Annotated in this window: 25 protein-coding genes; 17 read left to right on the top strand and 8 right to left on the bottom strand. The window is 55.6% G+C overall.

The annotated features are described in order from the left end of the window. Nucleotides 1-16 precede the first annotated feature (16 nt). The 5 genes from WA429_RS06305 to WA429_RS06285 all read left to right on the top strand — a co-directional run bounded on the left by WA429_RS06305 (nt 17) and on the right by WA429_RS06285 (nt 7,201). Nucleotides 17-658 (top strand): protein phosphatase CheZ, encoded by a 642-nt coding sequence (locus tag WA429_RS06305; protein WP_068517456.1) that lies wholly within the window; start codon nt 17-19, stop codon nt 656-658. A gap of 11 nt (nt 659-669) precedes the next feature. Further along, nucleotides 670-1,554: a flagellar motor protein MotB gene (locus tag WA429_RS06300; protein WP_082817696.1), complete on the top strand. Its 885-nt coding sequence runs from the start codon at nt 670-672 to the stop codon at nt 1,552-1,554. After that, complete coding sequence (locus tag WA429_RS06295; RefSeq protein ID WP_068517457.1) at nt 1,554-2,279, top strand: OmpA/MotB family protein; 726 nt, start codon at nt 1,554-1,556, stop codon at nt 2,277-2,279. The genes WA429_RS06300 and WA429_RS06295 overlap by 1 nt, the downstream gene beginning before the upstream one ends. 2 nt (nt 2,280-2,281) lie before the next feature. Beyond that, nucleotides 2,282-5,782: a tetratricopeptide repeat protein gene (locus tag WA429_RS06290; protein ID WP_287465607.1), complete on the top strand. Its 3,501-nt coding sequence runs from the start codon at nt 2,282-2,284 to the stop codon at nt 5,780-5,782. A 99-nt stretch (nt 5,783-5,881) separates the two neighbouring features. Next, nucleotides 5,882-7,201 carry an SEL1-like repeat protein gene (locus tag WA429_RS06285; protein ID WP_287465865.1) on the top strand — a complete coding sequence of 440 codons (1,320 nt, stop codon included), beginning with the start codon at nt 5,882-5,884 and terminating at the stop codon, nt 7,199-7,201. 163 nt (nt 7,202-7,364) lie between these two features. Here WA429_RS06285 and fliP read toward each other — a convergent pair whose 3' ends face one another. From fliP to csrA, 5 genes are all read right to left on the bottom strand, one after another. Further along, entirely contained in the window at nt 7,365-8,072 is a 708-nt protein-coding gene (gene fliP, locus WA429_RS06280; RefSeq protein ID WP_068517636.1) for a flagellar type III secretion system pore protein FliP, read from the bottom strand. 107 nt (nt 8,073-8,179) lie between these two features. Next, a complete protein-coding gene (locus tag WA429_RS06275) occupies nt 8,180-8,545 on the bottom strand; it encodes a FliO/MopB family protein (protein WP_287465609.1) in 366 nt (121 codons plus the stop codon). A 194-nt stretch (nt 8,546-8,739) separates the two neighbouring features. Then, on the bottom strand, nt 8,740-9,075 hold the full coding sequence (locus WA429_RS06270; RefSeq protein ID WP_068517461.1) for a hypothetical protein: 336 nt from the start codon (nt 9,073-9,075) through the stop codon (nt 8,740-8,742). Then, nucleotides 9,072-9,488, bottom strand: a complete 417-nt coding sequence (locus WA429_RS06265) for an EscU/YscU/HrcU family type III secretion system export apparatus switch protein (protein ID WP_068517462.1) — start codon at nt 9,486-9,488, stop codon at nt 9,072-9,074. Before WA429_RS06265 ends, WA429_RS06270 begins: the two co-directional genes overlap by 4 nt. Nucleotides 9,489-9,733: 245 nt before the next feature. Then, nucleotides 9,734-10,012, bottom strand: coding sequence for a carbon storage regulator CsrA (gene csrA / locus WA429_RS06260; RefSeq protein WP_068517463.1), 279 nt, complete (start codon nt 10,010-10,012; stop codon nt 9,734-9,736). A 281-nt stretch (nt 10,013-10,293) separates the two neighbouring features. On the opposite strand from csrA, the gene WA429_RS06255 reads away from it, so the two are divergent. The 8 genes from WA429_RS06255 to WA429_RS06220 all read left to right on the top strand — a co-directional run bounded on the left by WA429_RS06255 (nt 10,294) and on the right by WA429_RS06220 (nt 18,923). Next, nucleotides 10,294-10,695 carry a flagellar basal body protein gene (locus WA429_RS06255; protein ID WP_068517464.1) on the top strand — a complete coding sequence of 134 codons (402 nt, stop codon included), beginning with the start codon at nt 10,294-10,296 and terminating at the stop codon, nt 10,693-10,695. Nucleotides 10,696-10,718: 23 nt separating this feature from the next. Beyond that, a complete protein-coding gene (gene flgC / locus WA429_RS06250) occupies nt 10,719-11,126 on the top strand; it encodes a flagellar basal body rod protein FlgC (protein ID WP_044829525.1) in 408 nt (135 codons plus the stop codon). A 46-nt stretch (nt 11,127-11,172) separates the two neighbouring features. Then, nucleotides 11,173-11,499: a flagellar hook-basal body complex protein FliE gene (gene fliE, locus WA429_RS06245; RefSeq protein ID WP_068517465.1), complete on the top strand. Its 327-nt coding sequence runs from the start codon at nt 11,173-11,175 to the stop codon at nt 11,497-11,499. Nucleotides 11,500-11,665: 166 nt separating this feature from the next. Then, the gene (gene fliQ / locus WA429_RS06240) at nt 11,666-11,935 is read left to right on the top strand and encodes a flagellar biosynthesis protein FliQ (protein ID WP_068517466.1); all 270 of its coding nucleotides are present in this window, start codon (nt 11,666-11,668) and stop codon (nt 11,933-11,935) included. Nucleotides 11,936-11,982: 47 nt separating this feature from the next. Then, on the top strand, nt 11,983-12,747 hold the full coding sequence (gene fliR / locus WA429_RS06235; RefSeq protein WP_068517467.1) for a flagellar biosynthetic protein FliR: 765 nt from the start codon (nt 11,983-11,985) through the stop codon (nt 12,745-12,747). A gap of 50 nt (nt 12,748-12,797) precedes the next feature. Then, on the top strand, nt 12,798-13,868 hold the full coding sequence (gene flhB / locus WA429_RS06230; protein ID WP_114113362.1) for a flagellar biosynthesis protein FlhB: 1,071 nt from the start codon (nt 12,798-12,800) through the stop codon (nt 13,866-13,868). 212 nt (nt 13,869-14,080) lie between these two features. Then, the gene (locus WA429_RS06225) at nt 14,081-16,084 is read left to right on the top strand and encodes a methyl-accepting chemotaxis protein (RefSeq protein ID WP_101247562.1); all 2,004 of its coding nucleotides are present in this window, start codon (nt 14,081-14,083) and stop codon (nt 16,082-16,084) included. Nucleotides 16,085-16,310: 226 nt separating this feature from the next. Then, nucleotides 16,311-18,923 (top strand): ATP-binding protein, encoded by a 2,613-nt coding sequence (locus WA429_RS06220; protein WP_101247561.1) that lies wholly within the window; start codon nt 16,311-16,313, stop codon nt 18,921-18,923. A 48-nt stretch (nt 18,924-18,971) separates the two neighbouring features. Here WA429_RS06220 and WA429_RS06215 read toward each other — a convergent pair whose 3' ends face one another. After that, nucleotides 18,972-20,009 carry a sodium:calcium antiporter gene (locus tag WA429_RS06215; protein WP_287465613.1) on the bottom strand — a complete coding sequence of 346 codons (1,038 nt, stop codon included), beginning with the start codon at nt 20,007-20,009 and terminating at the stop codon, nt 18,972-18,974. Between the two features lie 85 nt (nt 20,010-20,094). Further along, nucleotides 20,095-20,994, bottom strand: a complete 900-nt coding sequence (locus WA429_RS06210) for a DMT family transporter (RefSeq protein ID WP_287465614.1) — start codon at nt 20,992-20,994, stop codon at nt 20,095-20,097. Nucleotides 20,995-21,333: 339 nt separating this feature from the next. Here WA429_RS06210 and WA429_RS06205 point away from each other — a divergent pair, with 339 nt between their 5' ends. The 3 genes from WA429_RS06205 (at nt 21,334) to WA429_RS06195 (ending at nt 23,272) form a co-directional block, all read left to right on the top strand. Beyond that, nucleotides 21,334-22,041, top strand: a complete 708-nt coding sequence (locus tag WA429_RS06205; RefSeq protein ID WP_250284661.1) for a substrate-binding periplasmic protein — start codon at nt 21,334-21,336, stop codon at nt 22,039-22,041. Between the two features lie 123 nt (nt 22,042-22,164). Continuing rightward, a complete protein-coding gene (locus WA429_RS06200; RefSeq protein ID WP_287465616.1) occupies nt 22,165-22,884 on the top strand; it encodes a hypothetical protein in 720 nt (239 codons plus the stop codon). A gap of 235 nt (nt 22,885-23,119) precedes the next feature. After that, nucleotides 23,120-23,272 carry a hypothetical protein gene (locus WA429_RS06195; protein ID WP_156480808.1) on the top strand — a complete coding sequence of 51 codons (153 nt, stop codon included), beginning with the start codon at nt 23,120-23,122 and terminating at the stop codon, nt 23,270-23,272. A gap of 116 nt (nt 23,273-23,388) precedes the next feature. Here WA429_RS06195 and WA429_RS06190 read toward each other — a convergent pair whose 3' ends face one another. Next, entirely contained in the window at nt 23,389-24,150 is a 762-nt protein-coding gene (locus tag WA429_RS06190; RefSeq protein WP_287465617.1) for a PH domain-containing protein, read from the bottom strand. 202 nt (nt 24,151-24,352) lie between these two features. On the opposite strand from WA429_RS06190, the gene WA429_RS06185 reads away from it, so the two are divergent. Next, on the top strand, nt 24,353-25,252 hold the full coding sequence (locus WA429_RS06185) for a DMT family transporter (RefSeq protein WP_228194318.1): 900 nt from the start codon (nt 24,353-24,355) through the stop codon (nt 25,250-25,252). Nucleotides 25,253-25,290 lie beyond the last annotated feature (38 nt).

The raw sequence follows: 25,290 nt of genomic DNA, 5'->3' as shown, positions 1-25,290 counted from the left end.
GTCCCGCGATACCGCTATGTCCAAAGCGTCCAAGGACGAACTCCGGAAGTTGCTTAACGATCTTCGTGCGCGCCTTGATGGTGACGATCTGAAGGTCGAGCAACTGTCTGATTTGATGGATCAGCTGTCCCGCTTTATGGGGGATGCGCCGTCCGACGATCAGAAACGTCTGTTTGGTGAACTTGATGAATTGTCGGGCATCATCCGCAAGATGAAGTCCGAAATCGCATCGCTTCGTCCCGATGACATCAAGGCCGAATATATCCCGAACGCCACCGATGAGCTTGATGCCATCGTGGATGCGACGGCCGGCGCCACGCATGAAATCCTTGACGCCATGGATGCGCTGGAAGAATTCGCCACGACCTTGCCGCCCGAACAGGCCAAAGTCGTTACCGATGCGACAATGCGTGTCTATGAAGCCTGTAACTTCCAGGACATCACAGGTCAGCGCACGACCAAGGTGATCAAGGCGCTGAAATCCATCGAAGAACGGGTTGAGGGTCTGGTGACCGCATTTGGCGACGAAATTGCCAAATATGCCGCCGCCAATCCAAAGCAGAAAAAAGAACCGGAAGGCGAAGAAGCATTGCTCAACGGGCCGCAGCTTGAGGGCAAAGGCGTTTCGCAGGCTGACATCGACGCGATGTTCAATTAAGTGGCGTTGACATGGCGGAGATAGAGGACGACGGACCAACACCACCATCCCCCCCTGCGAACGGGGCGGTGGCGCTGTTTCTGGCTCTCTATCTTTTGCTGCTTGCCTTCTTCATTCTGCTCAATACCATTTCGACCTTTGAAGAGGTCAAAACCCGCGAGGTACAGGAAAGCCTTTCCTCTGCCTTTGCGGCCATCCTGCCACCAACCACCAGCCTGCAAACCGTGACTTCGATCGAAGGTCCGGTTGTTGCCGCCGAGGATGTGCAGGAAAAGCTTGGTCAATTGTTTGAGACCGCCATCAAGGTTGTCCGGGTTGAAGTCATTCAGCCCGGCAAACTGATGGAAATCATCATGCATGTCGATCAGCTGTTTGATCCCAATTCCATTCTGATCCGCGAACGTCAGGCAAGCTTTATGAAACAGCTTGCCGCGGTTCTGGCCGATGATGAAGGCTATGCCTCCTACGAGATGGAAATGGTGATGGGCAGCCAGATCGAATCAAAGGGCGTGATCGAAATCGACAACAATCTTCAGATCGCGCGGGCCGGATCGTTTGCCCGCGAACTGATTGATGTCGGCGCGCCCGAAGATCATCTTTATGTCGGCATTGATCCCGGGGCGGACCCGTTCATTGTCACATTCCGTTTCTTCTGGAATTTCGGCCCGAAAGAGCCGCCAACCCCGATTGAACGCACCAATGCCAATGGCTCGGACCTGCCTGCCGGGTCGGGCAACGGCAACGGTTCGTCAAACGGTGCAGGCAACGGTGTGCCAAGCGGTACACCGGGCCAGATGATGATCCCGCCGAAAATGGCCATTCCGCTGCCGGGTAACAATCAGCCCGCCGTGAACCAGCCTATTCCGCTTGGACCGCAGGCCGGAGGAGGTGGCTGATGAGCGATGAAGTCAAAAAGGATACCGGACCCAACGGGCCACCGGTCTGGATGCTCAGCCTTGCGGATCTGATTTCGCTGCTGCTGACATTCTTTGTGATGCTGTTTGCCATGTCCAAGGTCAAGATCGACCGCTGGGACGAGGTTGTTGATGCGCTGTCGCAAAGCATCAAACCCGCCCCCAAGGAAGAAAATGACGAGCCGATGGCAAGTCTGAACATCCCGCGTGTTTATCGCAAACCGGCGATGAACCTTGATTATCTCAGTGCGGTGATTGACGACGCGATTGATGACAACCCGGTACTTGGCGATGCGCGCATGTCGCGCGATGCCGACAAACTGGTCATTTCCCTTCCTGGGGATATTCTTTTTGTTTCGGGCAGTTCGGATATGACCCCCAAGGCAAAACAGGCCTTGTTCGTGCTTGGCGGTGTTTTGCGTAATATCGGCAACCGCATTGGTGTGCAGGGCCATACCGATCCGCGACCGCTAAGCGGGCGGGGGCAATATGCCTCGAACTGGGAACTGTCACTGGCCCGTGCCGGGGCAGTCGCCAACGAGTTGAAAAGATCGGGCTACACAGATTACATAAATATTTACGGATTTGCGGCATCAAGGTACGACCAGCTTCCGAAGCTGCTTGATGAAGAGGCGCGCTTTGTGATGGCGCGACGCGTTGATATTGTCATCGAGCCGCATGGTGGAAGCGGTATCGGAGGCACGTAAGTATGGCAAAATTTGCCGTGCGCGTCCTGCTGGCGGTTGTAGTCGCGACCACCACGGCAATGTTGTTGCCCGTTAGCGGAATGCGCCCTGCAATGGCCCAGGTAGTGGATCCTGTTATCATCCGCTCCGGGCTGCATAGCGGTTATGGACGAATTGTTCTGCAATGGAACAAGCCGGTCAATTACAGCGCTGAAATCATCGGCAACCAGCTTGTCGTGCGTTTCGACGAACCGCTTGTGGCATCCTTGCGCGGGGTTTTGAACCCGGTTTCCAAATATGTTTCGGACGGCTTTTTTGATCCGGATGGCCGGACCGTCGCCTTTGTGCTGAGTGACGATTACGAAGTGCGCGCCTTTAATGTCGGCAGCAACGTCGTGCTCGATATTCTTGACAAGCCGCAGGCTGCACCAGCCCCGACACCCACACCGCCAACCCGGCCCGGCCCCGATCAAACACCGCAAATTACCCCGGCCCCGGTCAGTCCGGTTGAAACCGTTGCGACCGAAAATACGGCACCGGCGGCATCAGATGCGGCGGCGAACCTTCTTGATGTGCGGGTCGGCCGTCATCCGACATTTTACCGGCTGGTATTTGACTGGCCGAACCGGACCGATTACGCCCTTGAAGGCGATCAGGGGGCGCAAAACATTGCCTTTGACGCCCCGGCACGGATTGATGCCACCGGTTTGTCACGCCGTCTGCCAGAAGGTGTCCGCATCCGTCAGGCTGCCACCAACCCGCTTGATGTTGTGATTGAAACAAATCCGGCCCGCCCACTGCGCCATTTCCGGTCGGGTAACAAGGTTGTGGTCGATATCATGGGCGCGCAGCGCGCCCCGGCGGCGGAAACGGCACAGACGCGTCCGACAAACCAGACGCGCGGCAATAATGCGGCGACCGGGACGGATGCGCCAGCCACCCCTGCCGCACCAAACGCACCGGCACCACAACCTGCCACCCAAACCGCCTCAGAGAATGCGACAGGGACCGGCACAGCAGCATCAGATACGGCCGAAGCTCCCAACACCCCTGAGGGACAGGCAGCCGATGCCGCACAGACCGCAACCCCGGGCGCAAATGGCGAACCACAACAACAGGCAAGCATTGGCGACCTGTCGGTAACGGTGGAACAAACGACAACGGAAATGACCCTTGGCTTCCCGTTCGGGCAGCAGGGTGGGGCGGCTGTCTGGTCGCGCGCCGGGTTCCTGTGGATGGCCTTTGATGTGCGGGCAAATCTTGATCTTGATACCGTCCGTCAGGAAGCCGCCCAGATCATCGGCGTGATCGAACAGATCGACAGCCCCTATGCCACGGTATTGCGCATGACCATCCCTGACGGGATTGGCCTTTATACGACACGAACCCCGACCGGGGACTGGCGTGTGACCCTGCAACAGGGCACCATGCAGCCGGTTGAAAAACTTGGCCCGTCGATCGAACTTGATGACCAGACCCGGGCGCGCCTGATTGTGCCGCTTGAAGATGTCGGACCGATCATTCCGATCGATGATCCCGAAGTCGGCGATACCTTGCGGGTCGTGACCACCACGCAATCGGGTTACGGCATTGAAGTTGCCCTGCGCTATCCGGAATTCGAAGTCCTGCCATCGGTGCAGGGCGTGGTCGTTGCCCCGATGAATGAAAGTGTTCAGGTTGCCGATCGCGATGACGGGCAGGCGGTTATTGTAACCGCGGCCGATGGTTTGAACATTTCGCCCGAAGGCGCACGGTTGCTGGCATCGGCCACCGGGGTCCGCGCCAGCACGGGTGACGGGCGCGAAGGTCTGATCTTTGATCTGGATACGTGGCGCCGGAGTGGACTGGATAATTTCAATAAATCGATCCGCAAGTTGCGCCGTGAAATTGCAGAAAGCGGGGATGAACACCGCAACAAGGCCCGGCTTGATCTGGCGCAGTATTACATGGCCAATGGCCTTGGTCCCGAGGCCGACGCGGTTGTATCGGCCATGGAAGGTGACGATCCGCTGATTGCCCAGAAATTGCAGTTCCGCGCCCTTAAGGCCGCGGTCAAGTTCCTGGATCGGGATTATGCCGAAGCCGCCCGGTTGCTTGAGGACGAGCGCCTGCGTGCCATTCCGGAAATGAAGCTGTGGCGGGCGGTGACCCTTGCGGCCCTTGGTCGTCCCAACGAAGGGGCGCGGGACCTGCTTGAAAGTTTCCATATTCTTGATTTCTATCCGCCGGAATTGCTGTCACGGCTGGGGCCGCTTGCGACCGAACAGGCGCTTATTGTCGGCAACCCGGATGCGGGTATGGATCTGATTGAAAAGATGCTGGTGACCGACGGGCTGTCAGAATCCAAGATCATGGATGTGCAGTATCTCAAGGGGTTCTTCGAAGAAGAAGCCGGCGAACTTGAACAGGCGGTCGCAACTTGGGACCAGGTGGCCGAAGGCGACAACCGCAAAGCCCGCGCCCATGCGATCTTTGACCGCACGGAATTGCTGATGCGCTTGCAGCGCCTGACGGTGGAAGACGCGATTGAACAGCTTCAGCAACTGCGTTTTGCATGGCGTGGTGACGGGTTCGAGATGGCGTTGCTCAAACGGATTGGCGAACTTCAGATCGAGAATAAGGATTTCCGCGACGGGCTGAATACGCTTCGTCAGGTGGCGATCTTTTTCCCGAACAAGCCGGTCGCGGCCGAGGCCACCGACCTGATGCACAAGACGTTTGAAAATCTGTACCTTGGCGAGGACATCAACAATATCTCGGCGATCAAGGCGGTTGCCCTGTATGACGAGTTCCGTGAACTGACCCCGGCCGGTGACAAGGGCGATGAACTGATCCGGCGTCTGGCCGATCGCATGGTGGATGTCGAACTGTTTGAACGCGCCGAAAGCCTTCTGGAACATCAGGTCGATTTCCGCCTTCAGGGGGTGGAAAAGGCCCGGGTGGGCGCGCGCCTTGGTCTTGTCTATCTGCTTGACAGCAAACCCGAAGAAACCATTCGCGTCATTGATAACACCGACGATCCGGCGATATCCGAAGAACTGGCAACCCAGCGCCGCCATCTTAAGGCGCGTGCCTTGCTTGATACCGATCGCGGGGCAGAGGCCATCGCATCGCTTGAGGGTGATTTTTCCAAGAATGCGGAATTGCTCCGCGTTGATTATTACCGCCAGACCCGTGATTACATGTCGGCGGCGGAAACCTTCCAGCGTCTGGTTGGCGATGATGAAAAAAGCCCGACCGGCGAAATCAATGATGAACGGGCGCGCTATCTATTGAACTGGGCGGTCAACCTTGCCATGGCGGGACAGGAACGCACGCTTAACATGCTTAAACGCCGCTATGGCGAAGGCATGGCGCAAAGCCCGTTTGCCGAGGCATTCAACCTGATCACGTCATCACCAACGCAGGGGTTGATTGACTATCGCACCCTTGCCGACAAGGTGGATGAGGTCGAAAACTTCCAGGGCTTCCTTGCGACCTATCGCGATCAGTTGGAAAAGTCGCAGCTTAGTGCTATAAATTAACGTTCGATAAATCTGTAACGTGGGTGAGCTTCGCCAAATTGTGGAGTTTGTGCCCGTTTTCTGCTGGTTTGAACGTGTGATTGCGAGTGTCGTGCTGTGATGGATCGTGCTCTTAAAATGGTCTATTACGATGAGGCGAATGTCGAAAAGGACATTTTCGCGCAGCTTTCGCTTGCCCAAAAGCATTTTCAGGGCGATGGCATGCCGCGTGACGAGTCCGCGACCCGTCGTATTCTTGACCAGATTCACCGTCAAAGCCGTGCGTTCGCCGCCGTTTGCTATGGCTATATGCGCAGCAAGGGACTCGGGGTTTCCGAAGACCTTGGCGAAGGCCAGCAATGGTACCGCGAAGCGGCTTACTGGTTCCACGAAGAAGCATCATCGGGCGAACCGATTTCGGCCAACAATCTTGGCTATCTTTATGCCAAGGGCCTTGGTGTTCAGGAAAATGCCGAGACCGCCGCGCACTGGTTCGAAGAAGCCATCGAATACGGATCGGTCGCAGCCCTTTATAATCTTGGCGTTTGCTATCTCAATGGCTGGGGCGTTGCCCAGGATGATGAAAAGGCCATCGAATATTTCGAGCGCGCAAGCGATCTGAACGATCCGTCCGCGGCGAGTGTTCTTGCCTATCTTTATCTTGAAGGGCGCGGTGTGAACCGTGATCCGGCCAAGTCATTTGAATTCAACATGCGTGCCGCCCGTGCCGGCAGCATTGAAGCCGCATCCGCCCTTGGCTATGCGCTGGGGGTCGGGCTTGGTGCGGAACGCAATATTGCCGAAAGCATCAGCTGGTTTGAACTGGCCGCAAGCGAAGGCGATGCCTATGCGCAGGCCAATCTTGCGATGTATCTCTGTCATTCCCCGGAACTGAAACTGTTCAACCGGGGCTGGACGATGTTGATGAATGCCTGTGATCAGGGCGATGCATCTGCGAAATATCAGATGACGCAAATCCTGATCTTTGGGGTGCCGCACCGCGAACCCGATTATGCCAGTGCGCTTGATCTTGCCATGGATCTTGCCGAACTTGGCCATCCGGGCGGCTATCACCTGATCGGGGTCATGTATGAACATGGCCTTGGTGTGCCGGTTGATATGGCGCGATCTGCAAGCTGGTATGAACGTGCCGCGCGTAAGGGATCGTCGAATGGTCAGGCCGCACTTGGTCGGCTTTATGCGATCGGAAGCGGTGTCGAGCAGGATAATATTCTGGCTTATTACTGGCTGCGCATGTCCTCGCCGACCGAAGGCAGTCAGGCCCAGCGTGAAATGGGCGCGATCCATGCTCGCATGACCGAACGCGAACGCCAGATCGCCGAAAAGTTTGTTGCCGACAACCCGGGGCCGCGCCGGGGCAGCTTTGGCCTGAAGCCGCTTGAACAGGATGTGTTCAAGGCTGCAAAACGGCGGTCCTGACAGGTTTCGCACATTGCCATTGTGCGCACCGCCATCTGGCAAAAGCCGGAGTGCCTGAGTCTAGGGAACCAATGGGCAAAGCCCGCAAAAAAGCCGCCAGCTTGTGCTTGGCGGCTTTTATAATTCCGGTGTCTTGTCTTGGTTGGCAGGGGCTTTGCGCCCGCTAACGGCCGAAACTTTCGACCAGCGATCCGGCAATCAGATACCAGCCATCAACCATCACAAAGAAAATCAGCTTGAAGGGCAGGGAAATGATAACCGGGGGCAACATCATCATGCCCATCGACATCAGGATACTGGCCACCACCATATCGATGATCAGGAACGGAATGAATAACAGGAAGCCGATTTCAAAGGCGCGACGCAATTCACTGATCATGAAGGCCGGGATCAGCGACCGCAACGGAATGGTTTCGGGTGTCGTGACTTCAACCCCGGCCAGATTGACAAACAGCTGAAGATCGCGTTCGCGAACCTGCGTCATCATGAAATCATGAACCGGTTTGACGGACCGTTCGAACCCTTCGAATTCGTCAATATTGCCATTGATCATCGGTTCCAGCCCCTCGTCCCAGACGCGTTCAAGGGTCGGCATCATGATGAACAGGGTCAAAAACATCGCCAGACTGATCAGAACCTGGTTGGGCGGGGATTGCTGAATGCCCAATGCCGTTCTGAGCAAACTCAGGACCACGATGATACGGGTAAAGGACGTCACCATCATCAGGATGGCCGGGGCGATGCTCAGAACCGTGATCAGGCCGATCAGCTGGATCAAGCGCCCGGAGGATGTAACCCCCGGTCCATCGCCCAGATCAAAATTGAATGTCTGGGCCTGAACCGTGTCGCCACCGGCAAGCAATGCGATCATGGGGATCAGTGACCAGATCGCACATAACGTCAACCAGCGCGGCGCGCGCCATCCGGTTTTGGCCGGACGCGGGGCAGGGGGTGACGGGGAATGTTGCTCGGTGCGGCTCATGCAGGGTTTTTCCTGTCGTTGGGATCGAAATCCTGTGTGCTGTTGCTGTCGGTGGTGTGATCGGCGGCTATGTCGCTATCGATCAGATCGACAAAATGTGTGCCGATATTGCGTTCAATCACGGTATCGCCCTGCGGGCCAAGCATCACCAGATGTTCGGTGTCATCACGCCGCAACAGAACCAGTCGTCTTTTGGTATCAACGGGAACAACTTCGACCACCGAAAGCCGGCGCTTTGCCCCGCGCCGGTTGATGTTACGCGCACCGGGGATGATGCGCCGCGCCACCAGCGCGAAGATACCGATAATCCCCAGCACAAAGACCAGGGCGGCAACAAACCGGTAATAGGCGCTTAATTCCATCAGGTATCTTTCCCCGTCAACACCCTGTAAAGGCCATCAGGCCCGATAGCCGGGCCATATCATGACCATTGGCTGCCTTTGATCATTCTGTTTACCGTGCCCCTTGCACGCAGGCAAGTTGCCATCGGCACAAATGGCTTGGCCGGGCCGTTTGAAATCAGTCCTTTGGCGGACTTTTTGCGGCCTGATAGCGGTTATTTCGTGCGTGCAGCCTGTGCATAGGCATTTGTTGCCTGTGCGGTATTGCTGATGCCGCGCAGCTGGCGTTGAATATCGGAATATTCCTGCTGCATGTTGCTTTCGAGCTGGCCCAGTTCATCGGTCAGAGCCGCCAGCAACGGGGCAATTTCACGGCGTTGTTCGGTTCCCATCGCGCGGGCCTGATCACACAGATCGGCAATCCGGTGTTCAAGGGCCGAAAGTTCGACAACCTTGCCGTCTTCCAGATACCGCTGTCCGGTCCGGATCAGGGACAAAACGCGCTTGAGATCTTTCTTGAACTGATCGGGCTTGAATTGTTCAGGGCTCATGATTGGCCTTCCCCGTTGCGATCAAATGATGTCGTTGCCGCGACCTCGTCTTTCGGCTCGGTCTGGCTGCGTGACGAACCACCGTAAATGCGGTTGATCCGGTAGATATAGTTCAGAATTTCCGCGACCGCGGCAAAGGCCTCCAGCGGGATTTCGCTGTCGACATCCACGGCCATCAGAATTTCCGTCAGATCCGTATCCTTGCGGACCTTGATCCCGTTGGCAAAGGCGACTTGCAAGATCTGTTCCGCAACGCTGCCTTCGCCCTTGGCACTTAATATGGGGGCATTGTCACGCCCATGGGCATACCGAAGTGCGACGGCCTTCTGGCCGTGCTCGCCCGGTGCGGCAAGATTTTCCGTCTTGCTTGCCGGTGTATCGGTAATGTCATAGGTGGGCTTTTTCCCGCTCATAAGGCCCTTCAATTCAGGACACAGGTGCCTGGCTGTCATGATCAAGCGTCGACCATAGATCAAAGATGGTCAACAAATCGTTGTCGGCACAGCAGATCGCCAGCCACAACAAAATCAGTGATAAATGCCAAGTGAGAGCGAGATGAAGGTCAATATCCGGGCTACCTGCCTGGAAGATGACGGTGCCTGAAATCAGGCGATATGTTTGTCTTGCGCGCCGGACATCCCGGCATTGCGTGGATTAATCAGCTGTTACCAACATTCTCGTCGGTATCTGATTCCTTGTCGCTGCTGCCCTTGGCAGGACTGTTTGATCCTCCGAGATGGCGGATGATGTCTTCGCTGACCGCAGCCGAACGGTTTTCTTCCTGAATACGGTCATAAAGTTCGCGTCGAAGAACCTGAACATCTTCGGGGAAAGTAAAGCCAAGCTTGACGGTCTTGCCACGGACCTCAACGACGGTGACTTCGATATTGTCGTCAATGACAACGGAGTCGCCGACTTTTCGTGTGAGATAGAGCATACAGTGTCCCGGTTTCGATAGATGGCAACCTCAATTTGCCAGATCGGTCACAATATGCCTGCTTTCAAACGCGGGGTCTAGTACCCGCCGTCAATTGCCCGCAATCCGGGGGATTTCAAAGCTCTTTCATTCTTTGGCACGCTTCATGCATTTCATTTGGCAGGATCATCAGGGGCGGCAAAATCAACCGTCCGGGCGATCCGGCCCCGATCAGGGCGATGGCGTTAACGTCGGCTTTACCCGCGCGATCAATACTCGAAAGCGCAGACAAGGAGCAGGAAATGGATATCGGCAAACTTGGCATGTTCGCCAATCTCAAGGAAAAGATGGACTGGCTCACCCAGCGCCAGGAAGTCATTGCGCAGAATATCGCCAACTCCGATACGCCGAACTACCGCGCCAATGATCTCAAGAAATTCGATCCGGACAATATCGGCCGTGACCGCCAGTTCATTCTGGCCATGCAGGCGACCACGCCGGGCCACAGCCAGGGCCTGAACAAACCGCAGAACTTCAAGGACGAGGAAGTGCGCAAGAACTACGAAGTCGCACCGGGTAAAAACGCCGTCATCCTTGAAGAACAGATGGTCAAGATGAACGAGAACCAGGTCGATTATCAGACCATGACCCGTCTGTATGCCAAACAGAAATCAATGTTCATTTCGGCCCTTGGCCGCGTGTAATCCAAGCATAGAGAGTTAGAAACATGGAACTTTACAAGGCTTTCAAAATCTCTGCTGCTGGCATGCGTGCCCAGGGTACCCGTCTGCGCATTGCCGCGGAAAACGTTGCCAACGCCGACAGCCTTCCGACCGCGCCGGGCCAGGACCCGTACCGCCGCAAGCTTCTGACGTTCAAGAATGTCATGGACCGCGAAGTCGGTGTTGAAATGGTCAAGGTCAATAAGGTAATGCCAGACCGTTCCGATTTTGGTATGAAATACGAACCAAGCCATCCGGCAGCCAACGATCAGGGCTATGTTCAGACCCCGAATGTTGAAACGCTTGTCGAAATGATGGATATGCGCGAAGCCCAGCGGTCTTATGAGGCCAACCTCAATGTGATCCAGTCATCGCGCAGCATGTTGCTCAAGACCCTTGATATTCTGCAGTAAGCACGCGATATCAAGCAGGACTGAAGAAGTTTAAGGATTGATACCCATGGTCTCCAGCTTCAACGATGCCATTTCTGCCTACCGCAATGCGGCTGCGGGCAAGACCAATACCGTTGCGGAAACCGTAACCGGCACCGGCACGAAGGTGAACCCGGGGGAAAGTTTTGCCGACATGGTACGCGGTGCGGCACATGATGCCCACGCAACCATGGTCAATAGCGAACAGATGACCCAGAAGGCCATTACCGGGGATGCGGAACTTCATGAAGTGGTGACCGCGGTTTCGGCCGCCGAAGTCACCCTGCGCACGGTGGTCTCGGTCCGTGACAAGGCTGTAGAAGCATATCAGAGCATCCTGAACATGCCGGTCTGATCCCTGTGATCCCGGCCTGATAACGAAACCGCACGTCATTCGTGCGGTTTTTTGTTTGCCGATACCGGTTTGCCGATCAGGAAATCATGGCAATGGCCTTGCCAAATCCTGTATGAATAACAGTGGTACTTCAAGGTACTGCGTGAATGTGAAGGCGGGAAGACCAATGGATCAAGCTGAAATCATGGATGTGGCCTATGATGCAGTATGGACGCTGCTGAAGGTGACCACACCGCTGATGTTGATTGCGCTTGGGGTTGGTCTGATCATCGCGCTGTTTCAGGCCCTGACACAGATTCAGGAAATGACCCTGACCTTCGTTCCGAAAATCCTTGTGATTTTCATTGCACTTCTGGTGTTGCTGCCCTGGATGATTACGGAAATGACCGAATTCATGGGGCGTATGGTGGACCATTTCATTGGCCTGCCCAATTAGCGGCGAAACGCCGGGCTGACGCGTTGATGTAAGGCGGTCGAAGACATATGGATCTTCAGGAGCTTCTTACTCTTAATGTCTATGTTGTCCTGATGGCATTTGCCCGGGTCGGGGCGGCCTTTGCCTTTATGCCGGGCATCGGGGCACGCACGGTTCCGGCGCGCGCACGGCTGATTTTCGCCTTTTGGGTTGCGGTGGTCATCTCGCCGCTGGCAGGGCCGCTTTTCCCGCCGCAACCTGCCGATGCGCCGTCGCTTTTGCTGTTTATCGGTTATGAGGTTACGGTTGGTCTGTTCTTTGGCCTGTTTGGTCAGGTCATGATGGCCGGGCTTCAGACTGCCGGGTCGATCATTGCCTATTTGTCATCAATGGCAAACGCCTTTACCGCCGATCCATTGTCGGGGGCGCAAAGTGCGGTTACCGGCAATTTCCTGATGCAGGTCGGGCTGGTTTTGCTGTTTGCGACCGGGATGGATCATCTGATGATCCAGGCGGTTTTTGAAAGCTATTCACTTTTTCCGCCGGGCGGGGTGCTGCCGGTCGGGGATATGAGCGAATTTTTCGCCAATGCACTCAATGACAGTTTCATCATCGCCGCCCAGTTATCGGCGCCGTTTCTGATTGTGGCGATCTGCTTGCAGATTGCGCTCGGCTTGCTGAACAAGCTGATGCCGCAATTGCCGGTATTCTTTGTGGCCATGCCGATTCAGATCGCGCTGGCCTTGCTTCTGTTGACCTTGGCCCTGCCATCCATGATGATGGTCTATCTCGGTTATTTCGAGAACGGGCTTGAGGCGTTTCTCAATCCCTAGGGCGGTGCCGCGCAGCAAAGCGCAACTGTCCGCCAAGCACGGGTTAGCCAATGGCAGAAGAAGACGACAGCCAAAAGACAGAAGACCCCACAAGTAAAAAGCTTGAGGATGCCCGAAAAAAGGGTCAGGTGCCGGTTTCCAAGGAAGTCGGCAACTTCATGCTGTTGTTTGGTGGTGGTCTTGTCACAGTGATGATGGGCCCGACCATGGCCGAAAGCGTCCGTGATCTTGCTGTCGGCTTTATCGAACATCCGCACATGTATGATGTGTCCGATGCCGGGCTGCCTCTTTTGTTCAAGGATATCATTATCGGTATGCTCTGGGTGCTGGGCATTCCGTTTGTGCTGCTGGTGTTTTTTGCCGCGGCCGGGCATCTGGTGCAAAACGGCATCGTCGTTGCGGTTGAACGTATCGAACCCAAACCCGACAAGCTCAATCCCCTGAACGGGCTGAAAAACCAGTTTTCTCTCAAGACGCTGGTCGAATTCGCCAAGAATGTCAGCAAGATCGTTCTGGTCGGGGTGGTTCTGGCATTGGTCATCATGCCCGAAATGCTTGATATCGAACTCTATCCCCAGATGTCGCTGGGGCTGACCCTTGAACGGCTTTACGATATGATCGTGATCCTGCTGATCGCGACGATTTCACTGACGGCCGTGATTGCCGGGCTCGATTTCGCCTATCAGCGATACGAGTTCAACAAACAGATGAAAATGTCCAAGCAGGAGATCAAGGACGAATACAAGCAGACCGAAGGTAGTCCCGAGATCAAGGCGAAGGTCCGCCAGATCAGGATGGAGCGCGCCCAGCAGCGCATGATGTCAAGCGTGCCCAAGGCCGACGTGGTCATCACCAACCCGACGCACTTTGCCGTCGCCCTGCAATATGACATCGATACCATGGGTGCACCGATGTGCATCGCCAAGGGGCAGGACAATGTCGCGCTTAAAATTCGTGAGGTCGCCGAAGAACATGACATCACGATCATGGAAAACCCGCCGGTAGCCCGTGCGCTTTTTGCAACCGTCGAGATTGATCAGGAAATCCCGCCGGAACATTACAAAGCGGTTGCCGAGATCATTTCGTTCGTGTTCCGCCAACGCGGCAAAAAACTGGGATAATTGGCTTCTTTAGCCGAATAAATCCCGCAAAACACCCCATTGAAACCTTTTAATAATTTTTGATTGCAACGATCTAGATCAATATGCAACTGCCGCTTTGGTAGTATTTTAAAATTAATGGTTCCCATTACGTGTTACCGACACTATACGTATGGCGATTCAAGTTTGATCCAGTCTTTTATATCTTTGCTTTTGCGAATAGGAATACCTTGATGAAATTGAGGATTGCCGGGCAGATCGCCCTTTCAAATGCGATCATCGTCGTCATGCTGATTGCTGTGGCCGTTGGTATAGGTGTGGTCAATAGTCAGAGTCGGCAAGCGACTCACGAGGCTGCTCAGATCGGTGTTGTGGTCAGTACGGATGTGCCGAATCTCATCAAGGCGATTGAGCGTGCGCGCTACAACGTCATTCAGGTGCAGCAATGGCTGACCGATATTTCGGCAACGCGCGGGCTTGATGGACTGAATGATGGTTTTGACGAGGCCGAAGCCGCCGCGCAAGGTCTTGCCGAAAACCTCGCAACTTCAAAGGCGCTCAGTAAGAAGCTTGGTCAGACCGAACTTCTGGCCGCCCTTGAGCAGATTGAGGCCGCATTCCCCGATTATTACGCCACCGGCAAAAGAATGGCCCAAGGCTATATTGATGGTGGCCCGGAAGTCGGCAACAAGATCATGGGTGACTTTGATGCAACGGCAGCCCGTCTTGCCGACGCACTCGAGGCAGCGGTCGAACTTACCGATACCTATAGCCGGTCTATTGAAACCACCCTTGTTGACAAGCTGAAGGGGCTTGAAAGCAACGTTGAGTCGGTCTTTGTGCTGACCACTGCGGTGACGATTGCCTCTATCATCGTTTGCGCATTGATTGCCTGGGTTATGCACCGTCGCATTTCGGCGCCAGTGGCCGAAAGTGTCACTACATTGGCGCAACTGGCTGACGGCAAGTTTGATGTCAAACTGTCAAAGTCTGAGCGCAATGACGAAGTCGGCGATCTGGTGCGTGTCATGCATGTGTTCCGCGAGACAGGCTTGAATAACCTGAAAATGCGCGAACAGCAGGAAGCCGATCGACTGGAATCCGAAGAACAGCGTCGTAAATCGCTGCGCGAGATGGCGGAGCGGGTTGAAAGTGAAACCCGTCGCGTTGTTGATACCATTTCGGGTCAGACTGGCGAACTCGCCGAAGCCGCCCAGCGGATGTCGAGCTCTGCTGATCTTGTTCAGGGCAATTCCCAGACCGTGGCTGCTGCGTCCGAGCAGGCATTGGCTACCGTTGAGGCAGTTGCCGGTGCGGGTGAAGAGCTGAATTCTTCACTTGGTGAAATCAATAATCAGATTTCGCGTGCCAACCGGGTCAGCGAAGATGCCGTTGAGGCCAGTCGTTCGACGGAAGCGACTGTTTCGCAACTGGCTGACAGCGTGCGCGGTATCGGCGAAGTGGTTGAACTGATTTCCGGCATTGCCGAACAGACCAACCTGCTTGCTCTTAACGCAACCATCGAGGCCGCCCGTGCCGGTGACGCCGGTAAGGGCTTTGCTGTTGTGGCGCAGGAAGTCAAAAACCTCGCGACCCAGACCAGCCGTTCGACCGATGAAATCACCCGCCAGATTGCTGAAATTCAGGCGGTGACGGATTCTGCCGTGACCGCAGTGGCAACAATTGCCGAGAAAATCCACGAGATGGATGAAGTCTCGACCGCGATTGCCGCTGCTGTTGAAGAACAGAGTGCTGCGACCTCTGAAATCGCGCGTAACGTGAATGAAACGGCGGCTGCTTCCCGTGAAGTTTCCAGCCGGATTAACGAGGTGTCCGAAGAGGCGTCTGGAACCGGTCGTTTGGCTTCCGAAGTCGGTACGCTCTCCGAACAGGTTGCTGTTGCCGTCCGTGATTTGCGTAATGTACTGGTTGAGGTTGTCAGGACTTCGACCGCTGATGTTGATCGCCGTAGCTCAAAACGTCATCCGTCTTCGCAGGAAGTTTCCGTCCGGTTTGGTGGCAAGGCGTCAAAAGCACGTCTTGAAAACATTTCGGAACGCGGGGCGATGCTTGTGTGCAATGACAGTATCGCTTCGGGTACGAAGATCGAGGTTGAACTGCCCGGCATCAATAGCCCCGTGCGCGCAATCGTCCGCAATGTCAGCGAAGAAGGCGTCAGTGTCGAGTTCGATGGATCCAAGCTTGACGAAGCGCAGGTCAAACGTCTGAGCCGTTAAGCCGGCTTCAAATGACTGGCGCCCGATAAATGCGCCTGGATTTACGTTGTGAAAGGCAGGGCCAATTCCGGTTCCTGCCTTTCACGTATCTGGCGGGAATTGCGGGCTGTTTTGTCGCGATTGCCGGGCGGCGTGATGGACGATAAACTTGCCGGTAGCCAGTCAGGCGATAAGCAGCTAAAAGTATAGACTATTTTGTTAAGTTATTGTCGTTAAAGGCGGTCGCGTGCTGTTTCGGGGGCTCATCCTTGCTGTAAGTGTCGCATTCGTTGCGTTTGTCTTCGTCCTGATGGACGTGTTGGCAAAGGCAGGGCTTGATGCGCGCCTGATGTGGATCATCGGGGCTATGGTCACCGGTGTGGCCGTGGTCGCCGTGGCATCGCTTACGCTTTCGGCAAAGCTTCGCAATGGTGGGCATGATGGCCTTGGTCCGCTGATTTCCGGGTTTGCCAATTCCGATATCGGCGTTGCGCTGATTGATGCCTATGGCCGGACGATCTATGCCAATCCGGCCTTTTCATCCAAACTTGGTATCGAAGCCGGATCGGACATGCTTTCTGCGCTGGAAGCGCGCCTGTCCTTCCTCGGCATCGGCAGTGAAGAACTTGCCGAACTGCGCACCCGTGCGATGCGCGGTGAAGGCGGGCAGATGTTTGTCGATCTGTCGCGTTCTGAAAAATTTGCAAGCCAGCCCGATGGTGAAACGCAAGCCCCGGCAACTGACGGGGCCGAAAATCCCGCCCCCGGTGATGACGCGGCTTCGGATGATAAAACATCATCCCGGGCAACCTGTTTGCGCATTTCCGTGGCCGAGGCCAATGCACGTGCCGGTCAGATGTTATGGACTGTTGACGGTGTTGATCCGTCCGTAATGGCGGATGCCGATGCATCGATGTTGTTGCCATCGGGTGAAAGCCCGTCTGCATTCGCGCTTTCGGCACCGGTGGCACCCGACCTTGTTGCCAATCTTCCGGTTTCGGCGGCCGCTGGCGGCTTTGAACATGCCGATCAGATGATCGAACGGCTGCCGGTCGGGGTCTGTGGCCTTGATGAAGAAGGCCGTATTCTTTATCTCAACCGCCGTCTGGCAAGCTGGCTTGGCGGTGAACCCGAAGACTTCAATAACGGCACCGTGGAACTGGCCGACCTTATCGTTGGTGACGGCATCAATGGCGAGGTCAAATTCAAGGTTGCCGGGGGCGAACCGATCCGGTGCTTTGTCACCCATTCGATCAATGCGCCGGGCACTGGTCCGGTCCGCAGTCAGGCCGTGATCTTCCCTGATCCGATGCCCGCTCATGAATGGGAACATGCGCTGGCCGAAACCGAACGCCGGGTGCGCTGGTTCTTTGATGAAAGCCCGCTTTCGATTGTTCTGGCCGACATGTCGGGCACAGTTACCGATGCCAACCGCGCCTTTATCGAAACCGCCGGGCAGAACCATGCCAATGTGGTCGGGCGTTCGATCCTTGAACTGATTGTTCCCGAAGACCGTGACGAAGTGGCGCGTTATCTGTCCAAGGCCGTGATGGGCATGGGCAAGGGCGGTCAGATCGAAGCCCGTCTTGCCGGCGCGCGCGGCGTTGCGGCCCAGATTTATCTGCAACGGGTTGCGGGTCGTTCGGGCGAAGCAGGCGCGTTGCTTCTGAACTTCCTTGATACGACCGAACAGAAGAATCTTGAGGAACAATTTGCCCAGTCCCAGAAAATGCAGGCTGTCGGTCAGCTTGCCGGCGGGGTGGCGCATGATTTCAACAACCTTCTGACGGCGATGATCGGGTTCTGTGATCTGTTGTTGTCGCGCCACGGGCCGGGTGATCCGAGCTTTGCCGACATCATGCAGATCAAACAGAATGCCAACCGTGCTGCCAACCTTGTCCGGCAGCTTTTGGCGTTCTCGCGTCGTCAGACCCTTCAGCCGAAAATCATCAATATCACCGATGCACTGGCTGAAATGTCGAACCTGCTGCGCCGCCTGATCGGCGAGAAGATCGATCTCAAGGTCAGTCACGGGCGCGATATCGGTCTGGTAAAGGTCGATCCGGGCCAGCTTGATCAGGTGATCATTAACCTTGTCGTCAATGCGCGCGATGCCATGGCCGGCGAAGGCGGGACTTTGACGGTTCAGACCAGCAGCGAAATTGTTGATGAACCGACCGCAACCGGCACCGAAATCATCCCGCCGGGCGATTATATCGGCATCAAGGTCACCGATACCGGCATCGGTATCCCCAAGGACAACCTGACGCGGATTTTCGAACCCTTCTTCTCGACCAAGCAACGCGGCGAGGGAACGGGTCTTGGTCTTTCGACGGTTTATGGCATCGTCAAACAGACCGGCGGCTTTATTGCGGTCAACAGCGAAGAAGGCAAAGGCACGACCTTTACCATCTATCTGCCGCGCTATGAGGCAACCGAACAGGAACTTGCCGAAACCCAGGCCGTCACCGAAGAAGCCCCGTCACGCGATCTGACCGGAACCGGTGCGATCCTTCTGGTCGAGGATGAGGATGCCGTGCGCACATTCGGCGCGCGCGCCCTGCGCAGCAAGGGCTATGACGTGCTTGAAGCCAATAACGGCGACAACGCGCTTGAGGTCCTGAATAACACCGACAAGACGATTGATCTGGTGATTTCCGATGTCGTAATGCCGGGTATCGATGGCCCGACACTTGTGCGTATGCTGCGCGAAAAGAAACCCGAACTCAAAGTCATCTTCATTTCCGGTTACGCCGAAGATACCTATCGCGACGAACTGGACGAAGAAAACGGTGTTCACTTCCTGCCCAAGCCCTTCTCGCTCAAGGATCTGGCGACCAAGGTCAAGGAAGTCCTGTAAGGTTTTGGGCCGGGCAGGCGGCATTATTGTCGCGGGGCGACAGGCTGATCATCCCGCAAGATAAAATGCAGACGCCCCGTAAAGGGCCAGTACCACAAAGCTTTCCCAGCCGATATTGGCAATGCCGCGCCGTTCACGGTTGAGCATCCCCAACAGCAACACCCCACTCATCAATATGACCAGTGCGATGGTAAAGACATGCTGTTGGCTAAAGGCCGCATAGATCGATCCTTCGCGATAGGCGATGTCTGATGCCGCCAGAAACAGGACGTCAAAGGCGTTGCCGCCGATAATGTCCCCAACCGCCAGATTGACCGCCCCCATGCGTACCGCCGCAATTGCAGAGACAAATTCCGGGAAGGACGTTGAAATTGCCGTCAGGAAAGTGCCAACAGCGGTTTCGCTGATATCTGTCACGGCAACAATCGCAAGCCCGGCCTGACCGATAATGTGGCCGGCAACGGCTGTCACAAGCGCAAAGGCAAGGAATTCGCCCCACAGTCGCGCGGTGCTTTCGGGGTGGGTATCGGCGGTTTCATGTTTGGCGTCTTCTTCGGTCAGATCGGTTTTCTTGGGAAGCCACATCGGCTCATCACGGATCGCCGATAAAAGATTAAGGCCAAGCGGATAGATCACCAGAAGCAGGATGGATGCCGGGTGAATGTGAAAAATCATCCAGTCCGGCCCGGCATAGGCCAGCAGCGGCAAGGACAGCATGCTGAGCAAAAGGGTGGTCTGGGCAAGGCCGGTGGCGCTGGCCGCGGCATGTTCAAGATTGCCTTTGCGATAAAACAGATCTGCAATCGCCAGAAACGTCGTCTGGGCAGCAATCCCGCCAAGCGCATTGCCAATCGCAAGATCGGTATGCCCCTGCCAGGCGGTGGTCACAGATAACACGCTGCCCGGCAGGCTGGTCGACATGCCGACAAACAGGGCGCCGGCGATGATTTGTCCCATGCCGGTGCGCTCAGCCAGTTTGACGGCAATACTGGCCAGTCGGGTACCGGCAAAAATGATGATCAATGTGCAGACCGTAAAGGTCGCGACAATAACGCCGAGCGACTGCTGACCAAGGTCAAAGGGCATGCAATGCTTTCCGTGATCAAAGAAGACTACAATGTGTAACTTCCGACAGGGTAGCTTGTTCCCCGGCTGCTGTCTTTGCGTTGGCTCAGGGGATTTCAGGAATGCTTGGCCGCGGCCGCATCCAGGCCGGCACAAGATTAAGAACAAGCGCACATCCCGCCATGATCGTGATCCCGCCGACAAGCTGCATGGCCGAAAGTCTTTCGCCCAATGCCGTGGCACCGATCAGCACCGCAATCACGGTAACCAGAAACTCGACACTGATCGCGCGGGTCGGACCGATTGATGCCACCAGCCGGAAATAGACGATATAGGTGCAAACACTCATCAAACAGGCGGCAATGATCAGATACAAATAGTCCATGGCAACCGGAATGCGTTCAAGCGGCACGGCAAAGATCATCGGCAAGGTCATGATCCCGCCAAACAGAAACGCACCGATTGTGGTTTCCCAGTTGCCGCTTTGGCGCAAATGACGGCTGGCATAATTGCTGCCAAAGGCCGCGCACAGGGCCGACAGGATCGATGCCACGCAGCCAAGGACAAATTCCGGTGTCACGGCAACCGCGGGAAACCCGACCAGAAGCACAATCCCGCCAATGCCAAGTGCCAGACCGGCGAAGCCTTGTTTGCTTGCGCGTTCAATGCCCCAGAACTGGCTGATGATCATGGAAAAAAGCGGAATAGCCGCGACAAATATCGCCGTCATGGCTGTTCCGATGCGTGGTGCTGCATAGGACAACCCGATCAGCTGTCCGGCAACGGTGGTCGCCCCGACAATGGCAAAGGGCCGCCAGCCCGCACTGAAATCAAGTTTGCGGCGGCAAAGCCTGGCAAGCAGGTAAAGCGACCCGGCCGCAATCAGGGCGCGGAATGTAACCGCCCCGACCCAGCCAAAGGCATCAACAACCTTTACGACGACAAGAAACGAAAGTCCCCACACGACGGCAAGGAACAGATAGCGGGCGATATCCCCTGGTTTCATTTGTGATGTACTTAAAACGGGGCGTGGGCATCCTTTGTTGATGCGCAGGCGATGTTGATGGGAAATCGGGTGGTGGCAGGTGGCAGGTGGCAGCTGGCGCGGGGCCCGATATTCCGGCTGACCGCGGACCTGATGGTGCGACCGGCATCGTTTCCGGTCAAGCGCGAAATGCACGTCCGGGATGCAAAAGTTCCCTTAAGCCTATAGGCAAACCGGGCAATCCTGAGTATCGTCTCAGACAACAGACCAAAAAGGTCTGACAAACAAGGTTTTCATCCGGAATGGAAACCGATTGCGGAGTGGGCGGCATACCGGTATCGGGTGCCGTAATGGGAATTTATGGCAGTCGTCATTTGCGATGGGTCGCATCGACCTTGGGGCTTGTGCGCGCATCTTTTGCGCGGATTTATCCTGTCCGTTCTTTTGGTCCCGTCCGTACAGGCAAAGGATGCCTGTCTTCGGATTGCAATGCCCGAAATTCATGTCAGCCCGGAGAATATGGCGCAATATCGCCGCGTGATGGCGGATGCCGGACTGTGTGTTGAACCCGCATCACTGCCACAGATCCGGGCGGTTGCGGCCCTGCGAGCCGGTAAGATTGACGGGGTGTTTGCCGGGCAGGATGATTTTCCCGAACTTGTTGATATTCCGGTCGTGCCGGGCGAGGTCGTCCTTGGGAAATTGCCGGGACTTCTGATTGTGCGCAAAGGCCCGGTCACCGGATTTGATGATTTGACCAATGAAGTTCTGGGCGTGCCGCTTGGCGCGACCTGGCCCAGAAAGCTGATTGCGGGCTATGCCAATATTGTCCGGGTGCCGCGCGGGGCGGAAATGTTAAAGGAAATGCTTCGCGAAGGGCGGATCGATGCGATGTTGCTTGATGGCTATTCCCTGAATTGGGCTGGCGGGGTGCCTGATGGCTATAACGCCATACCCGTGGCAACGATCACGGTTCACAGCTGGCTGCGTGCGGAATTTGCCGAACATATCCCGAAATTCGATCAGGGAACGCGGGCCTATCTCAAGGCTGTGCAGGAAGAAGAATAGGCAAGGCCATGCGTGATGTGAAACAACCGGACCGGATCACCAGAATACAAGAAATGCCGCCCGCGTGCCGGTGTTTGACACCCGGCATATTTGCGGAAAATCCAAAAAGCCGTGGGGGTAGGAATGGCGCGTGATCTGAATTTCAGGGTGTTCAGGGCCTGTCTGTTTGCCGTCGGCTTCGGATTGGCCGGGCTGAGCAGTTTGTTGATGTCATCCGGTGCGCGGGCTGATGAATTCTGTCTTCGCATGGCGATGCCCGAAGTCACCCGTGATGCCGTTGGTGTCGAAGCCTATCGCCGGGCCATGGCCGATGCCGGGCTTTGTATTATTCCGGTATCAATGCCCAATGCGCGTTCCGTGGTTGCCATGCGCAATGGCGAAGTCGATGGTGTATTTGCCGGTCTTGATGATTTTGCCGAACAGGTCGGTCGTCCGCTGATCCGTGGGGATCTTCCGGTCGGGGCGGTATCTGGCGTGCTGGTTGTACGCGACGGCGATATCAAATCGCTTGATGATCTGACCGATCAGGCGGTGGGGATCTGGCTTGGTTCAAGCTGGGCTGAAAAGCTGATGGCGGGTTACCCCAATGTGATGCGCTGTCCGGCCGGTCCCGAAATGATGCAGGAACTGATGCGTGCCGGGCGGCTTGATGCCATGCTGATCAATGAATTTTCGCTGATCCTGACGGGCGGCTTGCCCGATGGCTTTGTGTCGATCCCGGTGATGGAACTTGAAGTCTATACATGGCTGCGTGCCGAATTTTCCGACTATTTGCCACTTATTGAAAAAGGCAATCAGGCCTATGTCGATATCCTGAAGAAATGGCGGAAAAAGGCGTCATGACGCCCGGCGCGTGACGGGTGTGAAAAATTCGAAAATGTTTGTTTAGATTTCTTGCATATGTATTTTCTTTTTATCTATAGTTGATCAGCGCAGCAGACGGAAAAACGGCGGCTGTGCGTTTAAATGAACAATGAAGAATTCCGGTCATGACAAGGTGACCGGCACAACAGGCGAGGCCCGGTATCGGCACAAGGTTCATCAAAGAACCAGGCGTGATATCGGCTTGGGGGTTTGAATGGTAAAACGCAAATCAACCGGGATCGTGCGATCCTGTATGGTGGTTGCTATTTTCGTGACGGCATTGCTGTTGTCATTTGAATTGCTGCCCTCGGCCCAGGCCGATGCCGCAAACCAGCAGGCAAAAACCATTACCTGGGTTCAGAAATAACTGCCGACGGCCTGCATTGGCAAATCGGTTATCGCCGACAGGACAAAGCACCAGGGACCTGACACCTAGCACCTAGCACTTTGCACACAGCCTGTGCGTGATCAGATCTGCTTGGATCAAAGGTCTGTCTTGTCCGGTGTCTGGACCTGGGATTCAATGGCCTGATCCGATCCCAGATGGGTGATGTCGATCGGCGTGTTTGTATCCCGGTTGGCATAGACGCGCCCGAAAAAGTCCGACAATTTCTTGGCGACATCTTCGGGCTGGCTGACCTGATGCAGGGTGAATTTGTGGCCGATGCGATCGGTAATATGAAGATCGCCATAATCAAAGATATTGCCAACGACACTTTTGCTGATACGGGTTGATTTGATGGCTTCGAACCCGCGATCATCCTGATCCTTGCGCAGGACGCCGCTGCGCGTGATGATGCGGTTGCTGGTAATCACGCGTTCAAAAAAGAACAGATCGCGGATCGCAGTCAGCGGCAAAAGAAGACTGTCCTTTGCTGCGCGTGTCGATGCACCAAGCACGCGGCGCAGAAGGCTCCATACAATCGAAATTGCTGCCAGGATCAAGCCGATCAGCGCAAATGAAAACACGAATTCATACTGTTCCCAGATTTCATCAAGGGCTGAAAAGGCTTCGGGTCCGGTCAAAAGATTTCGAAATTGCGGCATCAGGAAATTGTAAATTTCGCGCCAGTGATAGGATGCGTAAATCAGGGCCGCGATCCAGACAATCTTGATCAGGCCGGGCACCAGCACCGATACCGGGGCAATCGGCAAATCCATGATCACCACTTCACCATCCTGAAGATAGCGGCGAATTCCCTTGAACGGTTTGCCGTTATTGTCGGTCTGCTGGGCCTTGGTCATGCCGGTTTCCTTTTGCACGCAATTTCATGAACATACGGTGCGGGCAAAAAATCGCAAGCAGTTGCAAATTTTCGAATTCTGACCGTCGATAATTCTGATTACAAACGCCTGAAAATTTGCGCTTATAGATTTATTGGCCACGCCACCATGGCCACAAACCGGTACATCGCCGGAACAACAACAATGACAGGAAACGCGCCCCATGATCCCCCTGTTTGGTGAGGCCGCCGCCTTTACCGCCGCCCTGTGCTGGGCAACATCAAGCATGATCTTTTCCAATATTGGCGGCAAGGCCGGTGCGCAGACCGTCAATCGCGGGCGCCTGGCCTGTTCGATTTTTTGTCTGACGGTTCTGCACTGGCTTCTTTTGGGAACACCGTGGCCCGAATCAGTTACCTGGGAACAGCTGGGCTGGCTTAGCCTGTCATCGATTGTCGGGCTGGTGATTGGTGATGCCATGCTGTTTCAGGCCTTTGTCCTGATCGGGGCACGGTTGTCGATGTTGTTGATGTCGACAGTGCCGATCATGGGGGCAGTGCTGGCATGGGTGCTGTTTGATGAAACGCTCCGTCCGATTGAAATTCTGGGTATCGCCTGTGGGGTGGGCGGGGTCCTGATCGTCATTCTGGGCAAAAAGGGCCGCCCGGTCGGGCTGGTCGGGCGCAACTATGTGATCGGCATCCTGTTCGGACTGGGTGGTGCTATCGGTCAGGTCGCCAATCTGATCACGGCGAAATATGCGCTGATTGATGGCTATTCCGCATTGTCCGCGACCTGGATCCGTACCCTTGTTGCGGTGATTGCCATGTGGGGAATTGCCCTTGTCTTCGGGCGGGTGCGCCGCACGGTGACTGCGTGCCTTGCCCCGGATGTCGGCAAGTGGCTGTTGCTGGGGGCTTTGATCGGGCCTGCGGTTGGGGTCTGGCTTTCGATGTTGGCGGTTCAGAATGCCAATGTCGGGATTGCATCGACCCTGATGGCCTTGCCGCCGGTTTTGCTGATTGTCTATGAAGGCGTGATCCTGCGCCGGCCTGTGGGCTGGCAGGCCGTTATCGGGACCTGCCTTGCCTTTGCCGGGGTGGCGTTACTGTTCCTGCATTAGAGATTAAGAGATCAGGGCATTTAGGCATTTAGGCATTT

Origin of the sequence: Thalassospira sp. CH_XMU1420-2, from assembly GCF_037029325.1 — a bacterium.
GTDB lineage: Bacteria > Pseudomonadota > Alphaproteobacteria > Rhodospirillales > Thalassospiraceae > Thalassospira > Thalassospira povalilytica.
This window is presented reverse-complemented; position numbering and strand designations above follow the sequence as displayed.

Coding starts and splice junctions, on each gene's coding strand:
- WA429_RS06255 (WP_068517464.1), top strand. CDS start 10,294: ATGGATATCGGCAAACTTGGCATGTTCGCCAATCTCAAGGAAAAGATG.
- fliQ (WP_068517466.1), top strand. CDS start 11,666: ATGGATCAAGCTGAAATCATGGATGTGGCCTATGATGCAGTATGGACG.
- WA429_RS06185 (WP_228194318.1), top strand. CDS start 24,353: ATGATCCCCCTGTTTGGTGAGGCCGCCGCCTTTACCGCCGCCCTGTGC.
- flgC (WP_044829525.1), top strand. CDS start 10,719: ATGGAACTTTACAAGGCTTTCAAAATCTCTGCTGCTGGCATGCGTGCC.
- WA429_RS06225 (WP_101247562.1), top strand. CDS start 14,081: ATGAAATTGAGGATTGCCGGGCAGATCGCCCTTTCAAATGCGATCATC.
- WA429_RS06290 (WP_287465607.1), top strand. CDS start 2,282: ATGGCAAAATTTGCCGTGCGCGTCCTGCTGGCGGTTGTAGTCGCGACC.
- WA429_RS06275 (WP_287465609.1), bottom strand. CDS start 8,545: ATGGAATTAAGCGCCTATTACCGGTTTGTTGCCGCCCTGGTCTTTGTG.
- WA429_RS06285 (WP_287465865.1), top strand. CDS start 5,882: ATGGATCGTGCTCTTAAAATGGTCTATTACGATGAGGCGAATGTCGAA.
- WA429_RS06265 (WP_068517462.1), bottom strand. CDS start 9,488: ATGAGCGGGAAAAAGCCCACCTATGACATTACCGATACACCGGCAAGC.
- WA429_RS06210 (WP_287465614.1), bottom strand. CDS start 20,994: ATGAAACCAGGGGATATCGCCCGCTATCTGTTCCTTGCCGTCGTGTGG.
- fliP (WP_068517636.1), bottom strand. CDS start 8,072: ATGATCGCATTGCTTGCCGGTGGCGACACGGTTCAGGCCCAGACATTC.
- WA429_RS06200 (WP_287465616.1), top strand. CDS start 22,165: ATGGCGCGTGATCTGAATTTCAGGGTGTTCAGGGCCTGTCTGTTTGCC.
- WA429_RS06300 (WP_082817696.1), top strand. CDS start 670: ATGGCGGAGATAGAGGACGACGGACCAACACCACCATCCCCCCCTGCG.
- WA429_RS06270 (WP_068517461.1), bottom strand. CDS start 9,075: ATGAGCCCTGAACAATTCAAGCCCGATCAGTTCAAGAAAGATCTCAAG.
- flhB (WP_114113362.1), top strand. CDS start 12,798: ATGGCAGAAGAAGACGACAGCCAAAAGACAGAAGACCCCACAAGTAAA.
- csrA (WP_068517463.1), bottom strand. CDS start 10,012: ATGCTCTATCTCACACGAAAAGTCGGCGACTCCGTTGTCATTGACGAC.
- WA429_RS06205 (WP_250284661.1), top strand. CDS start 21,334: ATGGCAGTCGTCATTTGCGATGGGTCGCATCGACCTTGGGGCTTGTGC.
- WA429_RS06305 (WP_068517456.1), top strand. CDS start 17: ATGTCCAAAGCGTCCAAGGACGAACTCCGGAAGTTGCTTAACGATCTT.
- WA429_RS06295 (WP_068517457.1), top strand. CDS start 1,554: ATGAGCGATGAAGTCAAAAAGGATACCGGACCCAACGGGCCACCGGTC.
- WA429_RS06215 (WP_287465613.1), bottom strand. CDS start 20,009: ATGCCCTTTGACCTTGGTCAGCAGTCGCTCGGCGTTATTGTCGCGACC.
- WA429_RS06195 (WP_156480808.1), top strand. CDS start 23,120: ATGGTAAAACGCAAATCAACCGGGATCGTGCGATCCTGTATGGTGGTT.
- fliE (WP_068517465.1), top strand. CDS start 11,173: ATGGTCTCCAGCTTCAACGATGCCATTTCTGCCTACCGCAATGCGGCT.
- WA429_RS06190 (WP_287465617.1), bottom strand. CDS start 24,150: ATGACCAAGGCCCAGCAGACCGACAATAACGGCAAACCGTTCAAGGGA.
- fliR (WP_068517467.1), top strand. CDS start 11,983: ATGGATCTTCAGGAGCTTCTTACTCTTAATGTCTATGTTGTCCTGATG.